Origin of the sequence: Cytobacillus oceanisediminis 2691, assembly GCF_000294775.2 — a bacterium.
Classification (GTDB): domain Bacteria; phylum Bacillota; class Bacilli; order Bacillales; family Cytobacillaceae; genus Cytobacillus; species Cytobacillus pseudoceanisediminis.
Genome location: NZ_CP015506.1, coordinates 1230078 through 1249454, shown reverse-complemented (window position 1 = coordinate 1249454; position 19377 = coordinate 1230078). Strand labels below are relative to the sequence as shown.

Genomic DNA, 19377 nt, shown 5'->3' with positions numbered 1-19377 from the left:
AGCGGGGGGGCTTTATAGCCCACTGATTGTAAGTTGAGGCCCACAGGACAAGGAAGGCTTCGTCTGCATGAGCATCGCACGACCAAATGCGACAGCTTTTGGGCGGAAGTATGTTACAAAGACATTGCCACAGGACAAGAAAAGCGACGGCAGCGATACATCGCACGACCGAAAGCGCAGCTTTTGGGAGGACGTGGCGTTTTTAGTCTTTGTTCTGCTGTCGGGCCTTTATGGGCAGTGGACTCCCACTTATCCTCTTTCGATTCCTCTGAGTCTTGAAGAAGGAGGCTTACTGCCCCTTAGACTGCGATAACATCCACCATCTCTAAACATACTTCAGGAGGGGCAGCTCATAAGCTTGCCCCTCCTGTTTTTTCATTATGTTTTCAGGTTATACCGTCTGTACTTGTTTATTTTCCTTTACAGCCGGAGCATAGTCTCCAAGCACCTGATAAGCTTTCAAATCTGATGTATCTAATAATGACACAGCTTCCAATGATGCCTTAAAGATGAAGACATCTTTTGACACTTTACTGATTATTTCACATCCCTCAGGCAATCCTGCATTAGCATCACCCCAAATAATCCAAACTGGCTCGTCAAGAACAGTCCATTCCGACTTGCCTTCCTCAAAGACTGAAGGAATATCTGTTCTGCCTACATGAATCAAATCTTCAATAATTGCGCTGGCTGTCGGAAACATGCCGGCTCCAGGACCCTGCAGGCTGATATTCCCGACTATATCCGCATCAATTGAAACTGCATTTTGCACTCCTTCTACTCTGTACAAGGGATGTGCCTCCGCTGTCAGGACCGGTTTTACAGTACAGCGGATAGCATCTTTTTCCCTCTCAATCGATGCTACATGTTTAAATTTCAGTCCCAGGGAGTCAGCCATACGGATTTGTTCAATTGTAATGTCAGTAATGCCTTCTCTAACAGATGTTTCCTGTGCCGGTGCTTTCCCGAACACCAGCTCACTCAGAACAACCGCTTTGAAAAAAGCGTCATATCCCTCGATATCGTTTTTGGGATCGGCTTCTGCATATCCTTTTTCCTGAGCTATTTTCAGTGCTTCTTCAAATGATAAGTTCTCTTCGCGCATACTTGTCAAAATGAAATTGGACGTGCCATTTAATATACCTTCGATCCGTTCAATCTTGTTCGCATTCAGCAGCTGCTTGATAGTCTGAATTATTGGGATTCCGCCTCCGACTGTTGCTTCAAATCCTAATGATACATTATGTTCTTTTGCGAGCCTCGCAAGCTCACTTCCATGGAATGCAAACATCTCCTTATTTGCAGTAATGACATGGCATCCTCTCAATATTGCCTGGCGCAAATACGTATAGCCTGGCTCCCTGCCAACAATGGCATCAATTACGACATCAAGCTTGGGAAGCTCAATAATTTCTTGAAAATCATCAGTTAAAAGCACGTCATCATCAGGCACAGAATGCTTACTCACATTTTTGACAAGGATGGCGGAGACCTTCACTTCTTTCCCGAATATCGCCTGAAGCCTTCCCTGATGTTTGCTGATCGTTTCATACACTCCTTTTCCAACTGTTCCAAACCCCAATAGCCCAATCGTTAACGCTGACATTTCTCATTCCCCCTGGTTAATATTTAAAGAGCAGATACCTATAAAAACAAAAAACCCCTTCCGTCTATTACAGACAAGAAGGGGTTTGAATTTACATTCCGTTCATTCCGCCTTCTTATCTTCGGAAAATGTATTCCTCTGAATTTGGCACCGTGCATAAATGCTGGTTGCCGAGGCTTCATAGGGTCAGTCCCTCCGCCTCTCTTGATAAGAAGTTTCTAAGTATTCAATTTATATGAATCATAAACATTTATAAGGACTTCGTCAACCTTTTTTGAAATTTTTTTCTTCAACCGCTTTCATTTTCCTCGAAATCTTCAATAATGATTTCAAGAAAATGCTTAAGAATTCTGGCAGTGAGCCCCCAAATAACCTTATCCTCAAAAAAGTAAAATACTTCTTCTACTTTCCTTGTCTGCCAATTGTAATTTTCACCTCCGGCAATCAAGTCAAAAGGAAAATTTTCTTCGGGCTCTACTTTAAAATTCACGTGATACGTTTCCGGCTTTACTCTTTTTAGAAAGGAAAGAGGCACGGTAAAAACTTCTTCTACTTCGTCAGGGTTTGGCACGATCTGGTCAGGATTATGGATAATGCCTGCATAAGGGTAAATAATTTGTCCGAAGGAAATCATGTAATCCAGCGGGGACACATCTGTGATGCTGTCTTCGTTTACACCAAGTTCCTCTGAGGTCTCACGGATAGCCGTATGCTCCTCATCCCTGTCTTCCGGATCTATTCTTCCCCCGGGGAAACAGACCTCCCCAGGCTGCCTTCTCATTGTAAGTGAACGCACCTCAAAAAGGACATGTGTTTCCTTATTTATCTCAACAAGCGGAAGCAAAATAGCGAATTTCGAAAATCGCTCACTCCCTAAAATGACTGGGGTCCTGTTACTTAACCTTTTAGCCAGTTTTTCAATCTCCATATACCCCCACCTCCAGCAGAAATTCCAATTTATTGGCTACATCTTTATCATACTGTATTTACTGTGTTTTATTAATTCATACGGCTTGTACCATGTAATGATACAGGACAGTCTAACTGTCCGCCCTTCAAAAGAAAAAGAAAGTTTCTCCTCCTGCAAATCAGGGGAAATAGAAAATATAATATGACATGAGGAGTGAAAATATGAAGAAAAATATATTAATAGGCGGGTATGCTACACAGGAAGAGCTACGAGAAGCTATTGAAGGGGCAGAGTCAAACGGGTATCAGAAAGACAACCTGGTGATTGTTTCAAAAGATGGAGCGAATCTTGAAAGCTTTGCAGACAATCATGGAGTGAACTTACGAATAGTCGGATCCCAGGAGCTCGGCAATCAGCGCTTTCTTGATTCAGTGAAAGCCCTTTTTATGGGAGAAGATCCAGCCACAAGTTCAGGAATGGATCCTGATAAAAAAGATGGTATACGGTTTGATGAACATGACCTGGATAAATACGCAAGTATGGTGTTTGATGGAAAATATGTCTTAATCGCGGATTACTACGGAAACTATCCCACTACCCAGAAAGGCAATCAGAGGGTCAGTGCTGAAGACTCAGAAGGGTACCTCGAAAGCGCTTCAGCACGGGAAGTTGTCCATGAAACAGATATCAAAACACTGGCAGATAAATCCGGTAGCTCATGTGCTGCCGATAATCAGGAATTTACTCGTGTTCATGTTTCACCAAAGTCTGAAGTTGTGAAAACCAGTGCTGAATTAAACTGGGATAATCGGCTTACAAAGGAAAGGCACAAATAGCAAAGGGCCCCCCGTGTGGGGTCTTTTTTCCCGAATAAAAAAGAGAGGTTCCCCTCTCTTAAGCATACTTCTTCTTATCTTCCTCCTGTTTGAAGAAACTCTTCATCGCATGGAATACATCTGCTTTTTGCTTAAGGATATAATAGCGGAAATCCTCATTTTTAATATTTTTATAGGCTGACATCAAGGTCGAGTGGCGGTTATACTGGTTGACCTCACCGTACCCGAACATATTGGACACCTTCATAAGATCTTCCACCAGCTTAACACAGCGGGCATTGTCAGAGGTCAGGTTATCACCGTCTGAGAAGTGGAAAGGGTAAATGTTATATTTGCGCGGGTCGTATTTGACATCAATCAGTTCAAGCGCTTTACGGTAGGCAGATGAACAAATGGTTCCCCCGCTTTCTCCTTTTGAGAAGAAGTCCTCTTCTGAGACCACCTTTGCTTCAGTATGATGGGCAATAAATTCTATCTCGACTGTCTCATATTTGGTCCTCAGGAACCGGGTCATCCAGAAGAAAAAGCTTCTGGCCATATACTTTTCCCAAATCCCCATCGATCCGCTCGTATCCATCATTGCAAGCACGACAGCCTTTGAATCAGGCTTTACAATTTCATTCCAGGTCTTGAACTTCAAATCTTCCTTATAAATTGGGTGGAAAGCTGCCTTTCCATTCATTGCATTCCGCTTGAATGCCGACATCATGGTCCGTTTCTTATCAATATTGCCCATTAATCCAGTCTTTCTGATATCATTAAATTCAATGTCCTCTACCAGATTTTCATCCTGCTCTTTTCTTTTTAAATTAGGCAATTCCAATTGTTTAAATAAAGCTTCTTCAATTTCCATCAATGATACTTCTGCTTCAAAATAATCCTCGCCTGCCTGGTCGCCTGCCCCTTGCCCTTTTCCGGGTCCTTTCTGGCTGCCGGATCCGTCACGTGCCACTACATCTCCAATCTGGCTATCTCCATCGCCTTGGCCGACATGTTTGTTTTTATCATAGTTATAACGGATTTTGTATTCATCCAAAGAGCGAATTGGAATCTTCACTACTTCCCGCCCATTCGACATTACAATGTTTTCTTCCGTTATTAAATCAGGCAAATTGTTGCGGATTGCTTCCTGGACTTTATCCTGATGACGCTGCTGGTCATCATAGCCTTTGCGATGGAGGGACCAATCTTCTTGGGAAATCACAAACTGATGGTTATTGACATTCGTCATGTTAACCCCTCCTTTTAAATTAAATTTCACACATTACAGCTTTCCAACATACAATATCGCGAGTGTCAAAAAATGATGAAACATCCCCAATTCAGCAGTCTGCCTTCTTTTCATAGACTCATTTCCTGGCAGCAAATTTATTATTAATGCACCAATACAAAGAAATGTTTATTACTCTATCATATGCGAGAAGACAAAATAATTTACAAATAATTTTGACAATAAGACATTCGCATCATCTTTTAGACAAGCCCATTTTTTAATATGGGGATTTGCCTAATTAAACAAAAATGAACCTCCGCTTTTAGCGAAGGTTCTTGTCCTTGTTTTTATGCTGAATGGGATCGGGATATTTATCATAATCCTCTTTTAATTCTTTATTGGTCCGCAAATTTTCCATCTGCTTTCCCAGGTTTTCCATTTCTTCAATATTTTCTGCCATTGAGCTGTTTCTCGGTGTATAATTCTTATCTAATTCTTTCTTTTTCATGAATATCACCTCTGCTGTATTTATACCCCCAATTGGGCGTATCTAAACTTTTAGGCAGAATCTGCTGCATAAAAATGGCCAAGCGAAAATAGGATTATACTAAAGGGGGGGGATTTTTATGAGCGAAATCCTTTGCTGCGGCTGGTGTGGTGAATTATCACTGTATGATCGGACAGTTTATCTTGAAAACAAGCCAATTTGTCCTGAATGCCAGAAAAAAAAGAAAGAAGCTGCACAAAATATAGAGAAAAATAGATGAAGGGGCTTTCGGGCCTCTTTTTTTATATGGGGTATTTTTACCTGGAATCTATCATTTTTAATACATTTGGCGGTTTGCTTTCCGATTCTGACTTTTTCTTGATTGCGACGCTTCTTCAATTATTTGCGCTGATACATTTGATTTTTGCGCTGTAACCCGTGTTATTTGCGCCTTCCTCATTCTTTATTGCCTCTAGTATCATAATTACGCCGATATCCAGCTGATTTGCGCTGCCCATTTTGATTTTTGCGCTGTAACCCATGTCATTACGCCTTCCCTATTCTTTATCGCGTTCTCTTCTGCCATGATTGCTCCTGAACTCCACTTATTTGCGCCCCTCCTAATTCAGCTCTTTATTCATCCGCAAAAAAAGCCTGGCAGCTATCCTGCCAGGCTTTTTTTTAACGATTCAGCAAGCTTCCAACATAGCGGAGCAGTTCGTTTGCTGATGTTGAGTTATAGCCATGTTCGTCAATTAATCTTGCTACAACTTCATTCACCTTCTTCAGCTGCTGCTCATCAGGCGTTTTTGAAGATGTGGTGATCTTCACGACATCTTTCAGGTCAGCGAAAAGCTTCTTCTGGATAGCTTCACGCAGACGGTCATGCGAATTATAGTCAAAGCGCTTGCCTTTTCTTGCGTAAGCTGAGATGCGGATGAGGATTTCCTCCCTGAATGCTTTCTTCGCATTCTCGGAGATGCCGATCTGCTCTTCGATTGAGCGCATCAGTTTTTCATCCGGACTGATTTCCTCACCGGTTAATGGGTCGCGAAGCTTCGCTTTATTGCAGTATGCTTCAACATTATCAAGATAGTTTTCCATAAGCGTTTTTGCAGATTCTTCATAAGAGTAAACAAATGCCTTTTGTACTTCTTTCTTCGCAATATCATCATATTCTTTGCGGGCCAGAGAAATAAAGTTCAGGTATCTTTCCTTCAGTTCTGGAGTAATGGATGGATGCTGATCCAACCCTTCTTTAAGCGACCGTAATACATCCAGCGCATTGATGCTCGTAATATTTTTACGGATGATTGTAGAAGAGATCCTGTTGATAACATAACGCGGGTCAATACCGCTCATGCCTTCATCTGCATGCTCTTTTTTCAATTCCTCCACATCAGCCCTGTTATAGCCTTCAACGCTCTCTCCATCATACAAACGCATTTTCTTAACTAAATCTATATCGCCTTTTTTCGGATCCTTCATGCGGGTTAAAATCGTAAACATCGCTGCAACCCTCAGGGTATGAGGTGCAATGTGCACATTGGAAACATCGCTTTCTCGGATCATTTTATCGTAAATCTTCTCTTCCTCTGAAACCTTTAAATTATATGGGATTGGCATAACGATAATCCTTGAGTGCAGAGCTTCATTCTTTTTATTAGAAATGAATGAACGGTACTCTGTTTCATTCGTGTGAGCAACAATTAGCTCATCCGCTGATATCAAGGCGAAGCGCCCTGCTTTAAAGTTGCCTTCCTGAGTCAGGGACAATAAATGCCATAAAAATTTCTCGTCGCACTTCAGCATTTCTTGGAATTCCATCATCCCTCGGTTTGCTTTATTTAGTTCCCCATCGAAACGATAGGCACGAGGATCTGATTCTGAACCATATTCAGCAATGGTTGAAAAGTCAATGCTTCCAGTCAGATCAGCAATATCCTGGGATTTTGGATCTGATGGGCTGAAAGTTCCAATTCCCACCCTGCGGTCTTCTGAGAAAATGATTCTTTCAATTAAAACATCTTCTATACGGCCGCCATACTCCTGTTCGAGACGCATACTATTCAATGGCGAGAGGTTTCCTTCAATTCTTATTCCATATTCATCATGAAAGTCTTTACGGAGGTGATGCGGGATTAAATGAAGCGGATCTTCATGCATTGGACAGCCCTTAATAGCATAGACCGCTCCCCTATCAGCGTGAGAATATTGCTCTAAACCTCTCTTTAGCATTGTCACTAAAGTTGATTTACCGCCGCTGACCGGCCCCATTAATAAAAGAATCCTTTTGCGGACATCGAGGCGTTTGGCAGCAGGATGGAAATACTCTTCTACCAGCCTTTCCAATGCTTCTTCTAATCCAAAGAGCTGATTGCTGAAAAATTGATATCTTTTTTGCCCCTTCACTTCTTCGACACCGGCATCCTTAATCATATTATATACCCGTGAATGTGCTGACTGGGCAACCCATGGCTTCTCTTTAACAATTTCTAAATACTCTCCAAAAGTCCCTTCCCATTTAAGCTTTTCTTCCTCGTGTCTGTACATCTCAATTTTTTTTAGAATATCCATAAGGACCTCCCCCTGTCGCATTATCAGAGACGATTAATATACTCTATGCGCCCCGGCAATCGAACATGCGTAAACTATTGAGAGTTTGGTTTGTACTTTTTATGGGGATTAATTATAAGGAACACTTTGCTGCGGGATCTAACTGTAAAAAAAACTCCATACTTTTCATTCACAGTTATTCATTTTTGGGCTATAATAAGCTTATATTTACAAGCTTGCCTATTGATATACCGCTAAAGGAGGATTACATATACATGGGTACAATTATTATTATCGGTGTAATGGTTGCTTTCCTTGCTGCTATTTTCGCTGCTGGTTATGATGACAAGCCAGGCGTAAGCAAAAAATAAGCTGCTGATCATTCAGCAGCTTTTCTCTTATTTCGGAACACAGGCTCTTTTTTATAGCCCTACCTCAAATCCATCTTTTTTTTCTGTACAAAACCCTTCATATACATTCGTGTCTGCTTTTCAAGCATGCCGGCGATTTGACCAGTCCACGTGTCATTCCGCTTGCCGCCCGTACGCTCATCATAGTACTCGGAAATGATTTTATTATACACTTCCAGCTCTTCGCGGTAGGCAGTTTCATCCTGCTTATATTCATTTTCATGGTATATGTGCTGAAGAGGAAGCCTTGGCTTTTTATCGTTCTTTTTGGAAGGATAGCCAACAGCCAGTCCAAACAAAGGAATTACGCGATCCGGTGTTTTTAAAAGTTCAGCTACACCTTCAAGATTGTTTCTTATTCCGCCAATATAGCATATTCCCAATCCCAGCGATTCAGCAGCAACCGCAGCATTCTGTGCAGCCAATGCTGCATCAATGACAGCCACCATAAATTTCTCTGTGCTTTCAATGGAGGGAATTACATTAATATTTTCCATTTGTCCCATTACTTCATGACGATGCAGATCAGCGCAAAATACGAAAAAGTGGCCATTTTCTGCTACATAATTCTGGTTGCCTGCAAATTCAGCAAGTTTCGCTTTCTTCACTTTATCGGTAATACCGATTATTGAATAGGCTTGAACAAAACTTGAGGTGGACGCAGCTTGAGCAGAAAGTACAATCGTTTCTATCTGTTCTTTGGACAGAGGCCTATCTTCAAAATTCCGCACGGAGCGATGGTCCATCAGCAAATTGATCACTTCATTCATCACAACTCATCCTTTCCATATATACTTTTTCATTTTACCCAGAAAGGAAAGTATTCTCCAAAGGAAAAGGCCCGAAAAATACCAGGCCAGCTGTTTCCTATTTTAAATGCAAGTAATCCTGCTGCCGCAGTGCTTCATAAACAAGAATGGCTGCAGTGTTGGATAAGTTAAGCGAACGGACTTTATCGTTCATTGGAACCCTTAATGCGCGTTCTTTGTTGATTTCAATGATATTCTTCGGAAGGCCCGTCGTTTCTTTGCCGAAAATAAAATAATAATCCTTCCCGACATTGCTGTAATCGAAAGTGGAATGCGGCTTGGTGCCATACTTCGTTAAGTAGAAGTATTCACCGCCTTCGCTGCTATTAAAGAAATCGTCCAATGATTCATGATAGACGATCTTTACAAATTGCCAATAATCCAAGCCTGCACGCTTCAGCATTTTATCATCTGTCGAGAAGCCAAGCGGCCGGATCAGATGCAATGTCGTATCAGTAGCCGCACAAGTACGGGCTATATTACCAGTGTTGGCCGGAATTTCCGGCTGATATAATACTACATGCAATCCCACTTTTTTCACCTCTGAATTAAATCTGCATGTGTTATTATATCATTTTGAAATCACCTTACAAATTACTGGTCATCAGTTATAGACAAAAATTTATATTTAATATTCGGTGTATAGGCTGTTGAATCTTCATAAGCCCAATAACGCATTCGGCTGTTATAAGTATGGGCATTGACCAGGGGCATTCCTGAGGCATCTTTTCCCGTCACGATGGTTGTATGGTCAAATCGCCCGTCTCCCTGAAAATCATAGCAAATAACATCTCCAATTAAGAGCTGATCCGGACTGGAGACTTCCTCCGCTCTTAACCCCGAATTCGAACTCGGCAGATACCATCGCAATGAATTCGCTACCGTCCAGCTGTAGCTCCAATTTCCGCTTCTCATCCACCATCCTTTTCCGCGGTTAGGATACCCTCTCATCGGGCCGCCGCCTACATGAAGGCACTGTGAAATATAATTGGTGCAATCCACTTCAAATTTTTTATAAGCCGGATTATAGCTGTTCCACCATTTTTCTGCATACTGCACTGCTTTCATGCGGTCATACTCATATACAAGCCTTTCTTCCTCTCCATATTCATGGTCTGGAGACGCTTCATCTTTTTGAATCTCATTAAAAGGGTTTTTCTCCCGATCCTCGACGAACACTCCTTTATAAAAGTCGGCTGTTCGCTCTTCAATTTCTTCTTCCATATAGAACACGCCTTTTTGCTTAATTAAATATCTAAAGTGAACTCTGTATTCAACCTGCTTCACGTCATCCTTCTCCCCGCCGACCTTGATCACTTTTCCGGTTGCCTGGGCTTTAACAATCTCACCGGACCGGGCGGTAAGAGATTCTTTCTTCTTTTCAATCTTAGGGCAGGTATGAATTGAACTTCTTGAATGGGAAACGCACTGCTGCACTCTTTTTATTAACAGCTCCTGAAGCTGGTCCCTCACGCATCTCACTCCTCTCCTATTCAATACATATGAGAGAAAGCAGAGGACTTTGCTTAATTTTTCGTGCAATATAACAGTAAGTCAGCCGGACTGAACAGTTTCTCTGCATTTGAATTTTACTCTTTGCATATTGTTGGACTGAGGAAAAATTAGAATTTTTCATAAAAATGGCATAGAAAAAGAGGGAGATTCCTCCCTCATCATTTCTCAATAAAACTTAAACCTTTTTCAATCTCAGCAATAGCCTCTCCGTCTTTTTCCTGCTGCAAAGCCTTTTCCAGGGCAGCTAATGATTTCTCACCGCCAATTTTCCCAAGTGCCCAGGCAGCCGTTCCACGGATCACCGGCCGAGGATCTTCTGTCATGACTTTAATCAGATCTTCTACAGCTGTTTCGTCTTTGTAGTGAGCCAAGGCGATAATGGCATTTCGCTGGATCGGCTTTTTCCCTCTCCAGGAGCCTGAAACCGGACCATATTTTTCTTTAAATTCACGGTTGCTGATAAATAAAAGCGGCCTTAAAAGCGGCTTTGCCACTTCCGGATCCGGCTCCATCTCTTCGTGCAGATGAAAATCCTTGCCTTTATTTTCAGGGCATACGGTTTGACAGGTATCACACCCATAAAGTCTGTTACCCAGTTTTTCTCTATACGGCTCAGCAAGAAAGCCTTTTGTCTGTGTCAGAAACGCGATGCACTTCTGTGCATCAAGCTGACCTCCCTGAATTAAAGCACCAGTCGGACAGACGTCTACACATTTATTGCAGCTGCCGCATCTGTCTTCCATTGGTTTATCCGGCTCAAATGGCAGATTCGTAATCATTTCTCCTAGATAGACATACGATCCGAATTCCGGTGTAATGATGGAACAGTTTTTTCCGCTCCAGCCAATTCCGGCACGCTGCGCTACGGCCCGATCCACAAGCTCACCTGTATCCACCATGGATTTGCATAACGCCTCAGGTATTCTTGACTGAATGAATCCCTCAAGTTTCTGTAGACGTTCCCTCAAGATATGATGATAGTCTTTACCCCATGAAGCGCGGCAGAAAATGCCTCTTCTCTCACCTCTTTTGCTGACCACTCTGACCTTCATTTTGGAAGGGTAAGCAACAGCTATTGAGATAATGGATTTGGGCTTGTCCAATAGGAGGCTGGGATTCACTCTCTTCTCAATATCGGGCTCTTCAAATCCAGATTGATATTGAAGTTCCTGCTGGCGAATCAGTCTATTTTTCATCTCATCAAAAGTGCTGGCTGCTGTAAAACCGATTTTATCTATGCCAATTGTTTTGCTGTATTCAATCACTTCCTGCTTGAATTGGGCAAAATCCATTGTATAACCTCCTTTCATGAAAAATTGATTTATATGAAAGTCTTTAATTTATTGAATCACCGCTTATTATGATAAACTATTTTAAAGTAATTTTGGAGGTGGAAAGCTTGGAAATTACGTTTGCTCCCGAGTTGTGCAGGTTAATTCCCCAATTTAAAATTGGATTCATTACATATAAAAATATAGAAGTCGGACAATCTCCTCAAATGGTAAAGGGCAGACTCCAATTATTTCAGGAATCAATTTATTTTGACTTAGAGGACAAGAGTGTTACAGAATATGAAGGGATCAAAGAATGGAGACAGATTTTCAAAACAGCAGGCAAGGATCCAAATCGGTACCGCCACTCTGCAGAAGCACTGTACCGAAGAATTAAGAAACAAAATTATCTGCAGCCGGTCAACAGCTCCATAGATATTAACAACTTCTTTTCCCTCGAATATCAAATACCGATTGGCGTGTATGACGCAGATAAGCTTTCAGGCAATCTGACTATCAGGTTAGGCAAAGAAGGCGAAGAATATAACGGTCTAAACGGAAGACCCAACTCACTTGCCAATTTAATTATTAGTGAAGATGCGGCAGGGCCATTTGGCAGTCCGTTTGTCGACTCTGAAAGGACAGCGGTGACGGAACAGACTAAAAATGCCGTTCAAATCGTTTATTTGCGCCCTTCTCTGGAAATGGAAAAGGCTGAAAAAATGGTTGAGTCCCTAATGAACATGTACTCTCAAGTGCATGGTGGAGAAGGAACCTTTAAGGTAATTGGATGTTAAACAAGTTTATTAAAAATCGAGTGGAATCCGCGGATGCCACCCGATTTTTTTGCTCAATAGCCAAAGAACATGAAAAAACGCAATACCTCGTTCTTTTTGAACGAAACACTGCGTTGGCTATGTATGGAGCGGGTGAAGGGAATCGAACCCTCATCATCAGCTTGGAAGGCTGAGGTTTTACCACTAAACTACACCCGCATTTATATGAAGTTACTGACTACTGTTTTTTTCCCGTACTTGCATGCCTCTTCCTCTAAAAGCTTTTTCATGGAAGCCTATGCGTCGAGGCAACTCGGAGATGATTCATGGATGTGTTGGCTCGTGGCTGAGGTTTTACCACTAAACTACACCCGCATTTGTGTACTTATATTTAATCAGTAATGAGATTATGACAAAATCCAATGTCGATTTTTATCAACAGCAAAATAAACATTGTGTCGAATCAACTATTTAATAATACTAAATTCAGCCGGAATGGTCAACCCCAATTGAGAAATTTGTCGAAAATACAGGAAAGGATTTAAAATCCTTCCCTGCTAAGAATGTTACACCCACCACATTTCTGAAGGCTGCTCTTCAATTAAGATCGATTTAAGGTTCCTGACTGCCCTTGTAAATCCTTCTTCTATAGACATAAGCGGATCTTCATGCTCAATGCTGACAACATAATCATACCCAAATGTTCGCAAAGCGCTCATCATATCCGACCATTCCTGCAGGCCGTGTCCGCACCCGACTGACCTGAATGTCCACGCTCTGGTCTGGACATTTCCATACCGCTGCATATCTGTTAAACCGTACATATTAACATTTTCCTGGTCAATATAGGTATCTTTTGCATGAAAATGATGAATGGCATTTTCTTTTCCCAAAATCTTTATTGCTGCCACAGGGTCGATTCCCTGCCACCATAAATGGCTTGGGTCCAGATTGGCACCAATGGCATCACAGGTTTCTTCCCTTAATTTTAGAAGTGTATAAGGAGTATGCACAAGGAATCCGCCATGAAGTTCAAGACCAATTTTCACATTGTGGTCTTTTGCAAATTGCCCGGCTTTCTTCCAGTAAGGAATGAGTTTCTCCTCCCATTGCCATTTCAGCACTTCTCCATACTCATTCGGCCATGGAGCAACCGGCCAATTCGGATGCTCGGCCCCTTCCCCATCACCTGCAGTGCCTGAAAAACAGTTAACAACCGGAACATTCATTAAGCTGGCTAACCTAATCGTGTCATATAACACGCGGTCCGATTCCTCTGCAAATGCTCTATCAGGGGAAATCGGATTGCCATGGCAGCTGAATGCGCTGATTTCAAGACCTCTTGATAAAATCTTTTTCAGATAATCAGCCCGAAGTTCTTTACTTTCTAATAGCTCGTTCAGGCTGCAGTGAGCGTTTCCGGGATAAGCCCCCGTTCCGATTTCAACAGCCTTAAGACCTGCAGATGCCACATGATCAAGCATTTCTTCAAAATTCTTCTCAGCAAATAAAACGGTAAATACGCCGAGCTTCATAAAATCCCCTCCTCGCTTCTAAAGTATTTCTCTTCTGCCCATTTCACTGCTTTTATAAATCGCATCAATAATTCTGGTTGTCTGCAGTGCTTCTTCTGCTTTAACTATGAATTCTTCCCTCCCCAAACAGCTGTCAATAAAGTTCCGTGCCTGCGCCAAAGCATAGTCATCCTCCCCCGGCAGCCATTCTGAGCGTGTATTAAGGAGCATTCCATGTTTGGATTGGTTCAAACTGAATGGGAATAAATCAATTCCTCCACCCTGCCCTGAAAGGCTGAGGCTTTCATCATCCCGTTCGATATTGGCCGACCATGAGGTTTCAAAAAGCAGGGATGCCCCATTGGCAAATTTTATATAAGCTGTCACATGGTCATCGACATTAAAGGATTGATGGTCAAAACCTCCCCATAGATTCACCTGCTCTGGCATTCTGCTCAATGTATTATAAGCTGTACCGGAAACCCCGGTTTCCTCCGGGTTTCCCAGAAGCCAAAGCGAGAGGTCAAGCAAGTGGCATCCATAATCAATCAAACTTCCTCCGCCCTGAAGTTCCTTATTGGTGAAAACACCCCATCCCGGCACCTTTCTTCTTCTCATCGCCCGTGCTCTGGCAGCAAATGGAAGACCAATTTCATCTTCTGAAATGAGTTTTTTGGCAGCCTGAGCCTCTTTCATAAACCGGTAGTGGTAGGCAATGGCCAAAACCTTTCCCGACCTGTCTCTGGCTTCTATCATTTTCCTGCATTCTTCTGCTGTCATGGCCATCGGCTTCTCACACAACACATGCAGCCCGGCATCCAGTGCAGCAGCCGTAATCTCAGCATGAAACTTATTCGGTGTACAAATAACTACGGCATCTGTTTCACTGAATACTTCTTTATAATCCGTAAAAACGCTGCTAATTCCAAACTTCCTTGCAGCCAATTTTGCAGTATCCTCATTCACATCGCAAATAGCTGTTATGGAAGCACTATCCGATAATTTTAGTAAAACGGGAATATGCCTGGACTGGGCTATTCCGCCAGCACCAATAATCCCGATCCGAAGTTTCTTCATTGATGCACCTCACTTAATTCTGACAATCTGCTTTGTTTCGCTCGACTCCAGCGCAGCAAGTATCACTTGGAGCGACTTCATTCCCTCAGAACCAGGAATCGCAGGCTCCTGTTCATTTAAGATGCTTTCAAGAAAATGATCAATGACGCCTGAGTTCTTTTGTCCTCCTTCTTCATTTGTCTGAATCCCGCCAAGTTCGTACTTCACTGTTTCACCGTTTGCATACTGAACAATGAGAGAATTCACCGGATCATCTTCTAATCTCAAAATTGCCTTTTCTCCATAAATAATTGTGGAATTGTCTTCTTTTGAGACATAAGACCAGCTTGCAGCCAATGTACCGATTACACCGCTTTCCGTTTTTAAAACGCATACCGCTGTATCATCGACATCAGCACCCATCTTGGCACTTGTCTCTACGAATGCTCCTGCCTCAGCAAACTCTTCTCCCAGCAGATAACGCAGCAAGTCGGTCTTATGTACACCAAGGTCGCCCATGGCGCCAATAAAAGCCTGATCTTTTTTGAAGAACCAGCTTTCTTTGCCATCTGCACTCCATCCCTCTGGCCCGCCGTGGCCAAAAGCCGTCCGGAAACTATAGATTTTTCCAGCTTCACCTTTTGCAATCAATTCCTTTGCTTTTTTATGAGATGGAACAAAGCGCTGATTATGAGCAATCATTAATTTCTTTCCATTCTTACTGGCTGCTTCAATCATGTCCTGTGCCTCTTCCATAGAAGTTGCCATAGGCTTTTCACATAGTACATGCTTGCCGGCGTTTAATGCTGCAGCTGATATGGGAGCATGCAGATAATTCGGGGTGCAGACACTCACTGCATCTATATCCTTATTAGCCAGCAATTCTCTATAATCGGTGTACACCTGCGCCCCGTACAACCCGGCAAACACATTTGCACGCTCTTCATCAATATCACATACCGCTGCAATGACAGCCCCGCTGCTTGCATGATATTCAGGCATATGCCGATGCTTGGCTATACTTCCGCAGCCAATTATTCCAATTTTGAGTTTTTTCATCTTAATTCTCCACTCCTTCTTGAGTCACTTTGATTCTCTCCAATGGCTTCGCATTTCCATAGACCGGTACGGGAAGATCAGTTGGTTTAGCCCACTTAACAGCATTTTTAATAACCTGCTGAACGTCCTTATGATAATAAGTTGGATACGTTTCATGTCCTGGGCGAAAATAAAAGATTTTCCCTTTTCCGCGCCTGTATGTACAGCCGCTCCGGAAAACTTCCCCGCCTTCAAACCAGCTCACCATTACAAGTTCATCCGGTGCAGGGATATCAAAATGTTCCCCATACATTTCTTCTTTTTCAAGTTCAATATATTCTCCAAGTCCTTCTGCAATGGGATGGCTCGGGTCTACAATCCAAATCCGTTCCTTTTCATCCGCTTCTCTCCACTTTAAATCACAGGATGTTCCCATCAATGCTTTAAAAATCTTAGAAAAATGGCCGGAATGCAGGACAATCAGCCCCATTCCATCCAGCACTCTTTGTTTTACTTTTTCAGCGATTGCATCCTCAACTTCCCCATGCGCGAGATGCCCCCACCAGACCAAAACGTCTGTTTCCTGTAAAACAGCATCACTAAGTCCATGCTGAGGCTCATCCAATGTAGCTGTCTTTACTTTATAATCTTCTTCATTTAAAAAGTCTGCAATGGCACCGTGAATACCATCCGGATAGACAGACCTTACCTTTTCATCCTTTTGTTCATGACGATTCTCATTCCAGACAAGCACGTTGATCATAATCTTCCTCCTTCTGTTAATTCATGCTTCGATATTCATTTGGGGAAATCCCCTCTGTCTTTTTAAAGACTTTGCTAAAGTACTTTTCATCCTGATAGCCGACCTGGAAAGCAATTTCATAGATTTTCAGTTTAGGGTTCTGCAGAAGCTCTTTTGCCTTGTTCATTCGGACATTCGTAATAAAATCCGTTATGGTAGCCTGATATTCATGTTTAAACTTCCTGGAAATGTACTCCCTGCTTAAATAAAATCTGTCTGCAATTTCCTGCAGGTTAATATCCTTGTTATAGCTTTCCAGCAAAAACTGTTCTATTTGCTGAATCACATTCATCTCCCCGCCATGCTCCTTCTGGCATTCCTCTGGAGGACTCTGCTGTTTCCATTCATTTATGGCTTTCTCCAGGGATTCATTCAATATTTCAGGATCAATAGGCTTCAAGATATAATCAAAGCTTTTATAACAGATGGCATTCCTCATATAGTCAAAATCATCATATCCGCTGACGACAATCGTCTTGCTGGATAGATCCGAAGAATGAATCCATTTTAAAAGGCTTATGCCATCTCTCTTTGGCATGCTCATATCAGTGAATATGATTTCCGGGCGATGCTCTTTAATCAGCTTTATGGCCTCATTTCCATCTACCGCCTCCAGGATTGTGTCAATTCCAAAGCGGCTCCAATCCGCAAGAAGCAACAAGCCTTCCCTCACATGTTTTTCATCATCCACAATAATTGCTTTCATCTTATCCACCTTCCATCCTTTTTGGAAGTTTAATAGAAACAAGCAGCCCGCCGCGCTCAAGATTCTTAAGCTGCAGGTATGCACGATTGCCATAATAGAGTTTTAACCGGGTGTAAACATTCTTCAGTCCGATATTCGTTAACTCAACCTTTTGCCCTATCCTGTCACTCATCAAATGCAGTCGGATTTCCTCCAGCCTGCTCTCAGAAACGCCGCTGCCATTATCCCCGATCAGAATATCCAGATAAAATTCATCCTGTCTGCAGGTGATACTAACCTCTCCTGTTTTTTCCCGTGCATCAAAGCCATGCTTAAAATAATTCTCCACTATGGGCTGTAAAATCATTTTCGGCACAGGAAACCCCAATGCTTCTTCATCAAGCTGAAAACTGAACTGAAGCTGGTCACCGAACCGCTCTTTCTGCAGCAGGAGATAGGACTTGGTATGTTCGATCTCTTTTTGAAGAGGAACCATATCCTCCTCCATATTCATGCTGTACCGCATGATTTTAGAAAGGCGGGTAACAGACGAATAAATCTGTGGACCCTGATCTTTTAATGCCGCTGTTCCGATGGACTGCAATGCGTTATATAAAAAATGCGGATTAACCTGGGACTGCAGAACCTTTAGCTGATTGGTCTTGTTCTCAAGCTGAAGTTTATACTCCCGATTGATCAAATCATTTATTTTATCGATCATTTGTTTAAATCGATCACCGAGATAGCCAATCTCATCATTGCCAAAAGATTGAAAACGGACATTAAGGTTTCCTTTTTCAACCTGATCAATATATTTCAGCAGGATTCTGATTGGTGAAGTGATTCTAACAGAGATAAATAGAGTGGCAAGAATAACCAGGATGAGTCCGATTACGCCAAACATGATATTGATTTTCGCCACGCTGAATGCACTTTCATATAAAGTGGTATATGGGACACGCTTAACAAGATACCAGCCGCCAGAATTTTGCGATAATTGATCGTATATCATGACGCCGTTGAATGAACCTTCTTTCCATTCAACCGTGCCATTAACTTTATTTGTACTCATTACCCAATCTATCCAATCAGTCGTTTTAGTATCTTCATCAGTTTCATCAGTTGAATGGTAGATCAATTCCCCTTCAGGAGATATAATATAGAATTCTTCATTTTCCTCCGAGTAAAGATTACGGCTGATATTGGTTATTTGATCTGGTGAGAACTCCAGTGAGATATATGCCAATACATCATCTGATGGAATATTGATTAAAGATCTGTGAAGCGTTATTACATTTTTAGGCTTTTTGTCCTCAGGCTCCTTTATCTTATGAATAGGCTCAAGATACATATTGCTTGGACTTTCTTTTGCTTTTAGGTAAAATTCCTGATTGGCATTTGTCAGCTTCTTTGAAAAAATAACTGTAGAGCGCCTGGAAGCTGTTATAAGACGATCTTCCTTTGCAACAGCAATGTTGACCCTTTTAATATTTTCTTCTGCATACAGTATGGTAGAAATTACATTTCTTACAGCTTCCACTGCCTGATAATTATTTTCCTTTTGGGGATCTTTTAAAAAGTTTATTAAACCTGGATTATTGTAAAGGGATAGTGTTAATCCATCCAGCTCATTTATGTAACCCTCCAGGTTCACTTTTCCTTGATATAATAGGTTGCTATTTTCCTTGATGGCCTGGTCTTTCAATGATTCCGCTGTATGATAATAAGTGATGATTATAGACGCCCCAAATGGAACGATCGTTGCTACCATCAATAGAACAATCAGTTTATTCCTAATGCTCTTTTTGAACATGTACATCCCCCGCTGCTTTGTCTTTTACAATAGTATAAAGTGAACTTCCCTTTTTGGGGATGCCTTTTTGCTATGGGGTT

At 42.0% G+C, this 19377-nt stretch carries 18 protein-coding genes, 1 tRNA gene and 1 riboswitch; of the genes, 3 read left to right on the top strand and 16 right to left on the bottom strand.

Annotated elements, in window-relative coordinates; translation table 11 throughout:
* Positions 1-391: 391 nt before the first annotated feature.
* Positions 392-1606 (bottom strand): homoserine dehydrogenase, encoded by a 1215-nt coding sequence (locus A361_RS06425; protein WP_009331550.1) that lies wholly within the window; start codon positions 1604-1606, stop codon positions 392-394.
* Positions 1607-1718: 112 nt separating this feature from the next.
* Positions 1719-1820: riboswitch (SAM riboswitch) on the bottom strand.
* Between the two features lie 75 nt (positions 1821-1895).
* The gene (locus tag A361_RS06420) at positions 1896-2534 is read right to left on the bottom strand and encodes an NUDIX hydrolase (protein ID WP_019381367.1); all 639 of its coding nucleotides are present in this window, start codon (positions 2532-2534) and stop codon (positions 1896-1898) included.
* 203 nt (positions 2535-2737) lie between these two features.
* Between A361_RS06420 and A361_RS06415 the strand changes: the two genes are divergently transcribed.
* Positions 2738-3352, top strand: a complete 615-nt coding sequence (locus tag A361_RS06415; protein ID WP_019381366.1) for a general stress protein — start codon at positions 2738-2740, stop codon at positions 3350-3352.
* A 58-nt stretch (positions 3353-3410) separates the two neighbouring features.
* On the opposite strand, the gene yhbH is transcribed toward A361_RS06415, so the two are convergent.
* Both yhbH and A361_RS06405 read right to left on the bottom strand, forming a co-directional pair.
* Complete coding sequence (gene yhbH / locus A361_RS06410) at positions 3411-4583, bottom strand: sporulation protein YhbH (protein ID WP_019381365.1); 1173 nt, start codon at positions 4581-4583, stop codon at positions 3411-3413.
* Positions 4584-4887: 304 nt separating this feature from the next.
* The gene (locus tag A361_RS06405) at positions 4888-5073 is read right to left on the bottom strand and encodes a hypothetical protein (RefSeq protein WP_009331558.1); all 186 of its coding nucleotides are present in this window, start codon (positions 5071-5073) and stop codon (positions 4888-4890) included.
* Positions 5074-5191: 118 nt separating this feature from the next.
* Between A361_RS06405 and A361_RS29845 the strand changes: the two genes are divergently transcribed.
* On the top strand, positions 5192-5332 hold the full coding sequence (locus tag A361_RS29845; RefSeq protein WP_019381364.1) for a hypothetical protein: 141 nt from the start codon (positions 5192-5194) through the stop codon (positions 5330-5332).
* Between the two features lie 401 nt (positions 5333-5733).
* Here A361_RS29845 and A361_RS06400 read toward each other — a convergent pair whose 3' ends face one another.
* From A361_RS06400 to queG, 5 genes are all read right to left on the bottom strand, one after another.
* Positions 5734-7629, bottom strand: a complete 1896-nt coding sequence (locus A361_RS06400) for a PrkA family serine protein kinase (RefSeq protein WP_009331560.1) — start codon at positions 7627-7629, stop codon at positions 5734-5736.
* 409 nt (positions 7630-8038) lie between these two features.
* On the bottom strand, positions 8039-8788 hold the full coding sequence (gene nfsA / locus A361_RS06395) for an oxygen-insensitive NADPH nitroreductase (RefSeq protein ID WP_019381360.1): 750 nt from the start codon (positions 8786-8788) through the stop codon (positions 8039-8041).
* 97 nt (positions 8789-8885) lie between these two features.
* Positions 8886-9359, bottom strand: a complete 474-nt coding sequence (gene trmL, locus A361_RS06390) for a tRNA (uridine(34)/cytosine(34)/5-carboxymethylaminomethyluridine(34)-2'-O)-methyltransferase TrmL (protein WP_019381359.1) — start codon at positions 9357-9359, stop codon at positions 8886-8888.
* Positions 9360-9421: 62 nt separating this feature from the next.
* Positions 9422-10300: an amidase domain-containing protein gene (locus A361_RS06385; protein ID WP_019381358.1), complete on the bottom strand. Its 879-nt coding sequence runs from the start codon at positions 10298-10300 to the stop codon at positions 9422-9424.
* A gap of 200 nt (positions 10301-10500) precedes the next feature.
* The gene (gene queG, locus A361_RS06380; RefSeq protein ID WP_019381357.1) at positions 10501-11634 is read right to left on the bottom strand and encodes a tRNA epoxyqueuosine(34) reductase QueG; all 1134 of its coding nucleotides are present in this window, start codon (positions 11632-11634) and stop codon (positions 10501-10503) included.
* Positions 11635-11741: 107 nt separating this feature from the next.
* On the opposite strand from queG, the gene A361_RS06375 reads away from it, so the two are divergent.
* A complete protein-coding gene (locus A361_RS06375; protein ID WP_019381356.1) occupies positions 11742-12410 on the top strand; it encodes a B3/4 domain-containing protein in 669 nt (222 codons plus the stop codon).
* Between the two features lie 124 nt (positions 12411-12534).
* On the opposite strand, the gene A361_RS06370 is transcribed toward A361_RS06375, so the two are convergent.
* The 7 genes from A361_RS06370 to A361_RS06340 all read right to left on the bottom strand — a co-directional run bounded on the left by A361_RS06370 (position 12535) and on the right by A361_RS06340 (position 19297).
* A tRNA-Gly gene (locus A361_RS06370) sits at positions 12535-12608 on the bottom strand.
* A 347-nt stretch (positions 12609-12955) separates the two neighbouring features.
* The gene (locus A361_RS06365; protein WP_019381355.1) at positions 12956-13924 is read right to left on the bottom strand and encodes a sugar phosphate isomerase/epimerase family protein; all 969 of its coding nucleotides are present in this window, start codon (positions 13922-13924) and stop codon (positions 12956-12958) included.
* 18 nt (positions 13925-13942) lie between these two features.
* Positions 13943-14980 (bottom strand): Gfo/Idh/MocA family protein, encoded by a 1038-nt coding sequence (locus A361_RS06360; protein WP_019381354.1) that lies wholly within the window; start codon positions 14978-14980, stop codon positions 13943-13945.
* Between the two features lie 9 nt (positions 14981-14989).
* Complete coding sequence (locus A361_RS06355) at positions 14990-16018, bottom strand: Gfo/Idh/MocA family protein (protein WP_019381353.1); 1029 nt, start codon at positions 16016-16018, stop codon at positions 14990-14992.
* Position 16019: 1 nt separating this feature from the next.
* Positions 16020-16760 (bottom strand): ThuA domain-containing protein, encoded by a 741-nt coding sequence (locus A361_RS06350; RefSeq protein WP_019381352.1) that lies wholly within the window; start codon positions 16758-16760, stop codon positions 16020-16022.
* 16 nt (positions 16761-16776) lie between these two features.
* Positions 16777-17505 carry a response regulator transcription factor gene (locus tag A361_RS06345; protein WP_019381351.1) on the bottom strand — a complete coding sequence of 243 codons (729 nt, stop codon included), beginning with the start codon at positions 17503-17505 and terminating at the stop codon, positions 16777-16779.
* A gap of 1 nt (position 17506) precedes the next feature.
* Positions 17507-19297 carry a sensor histidine kinase gene (locus A361_RS06340; protein ID WP_019381350.1) on the bottom strand — a complete coding sequence of 597 codons (1791 nt, stop codon included), beginning with the start codon at positions 19295-19297 and terminating at the stop codon, positions 17507-17509.
* Positions 19298-19377: the final 80 nt, after the last annotated feature.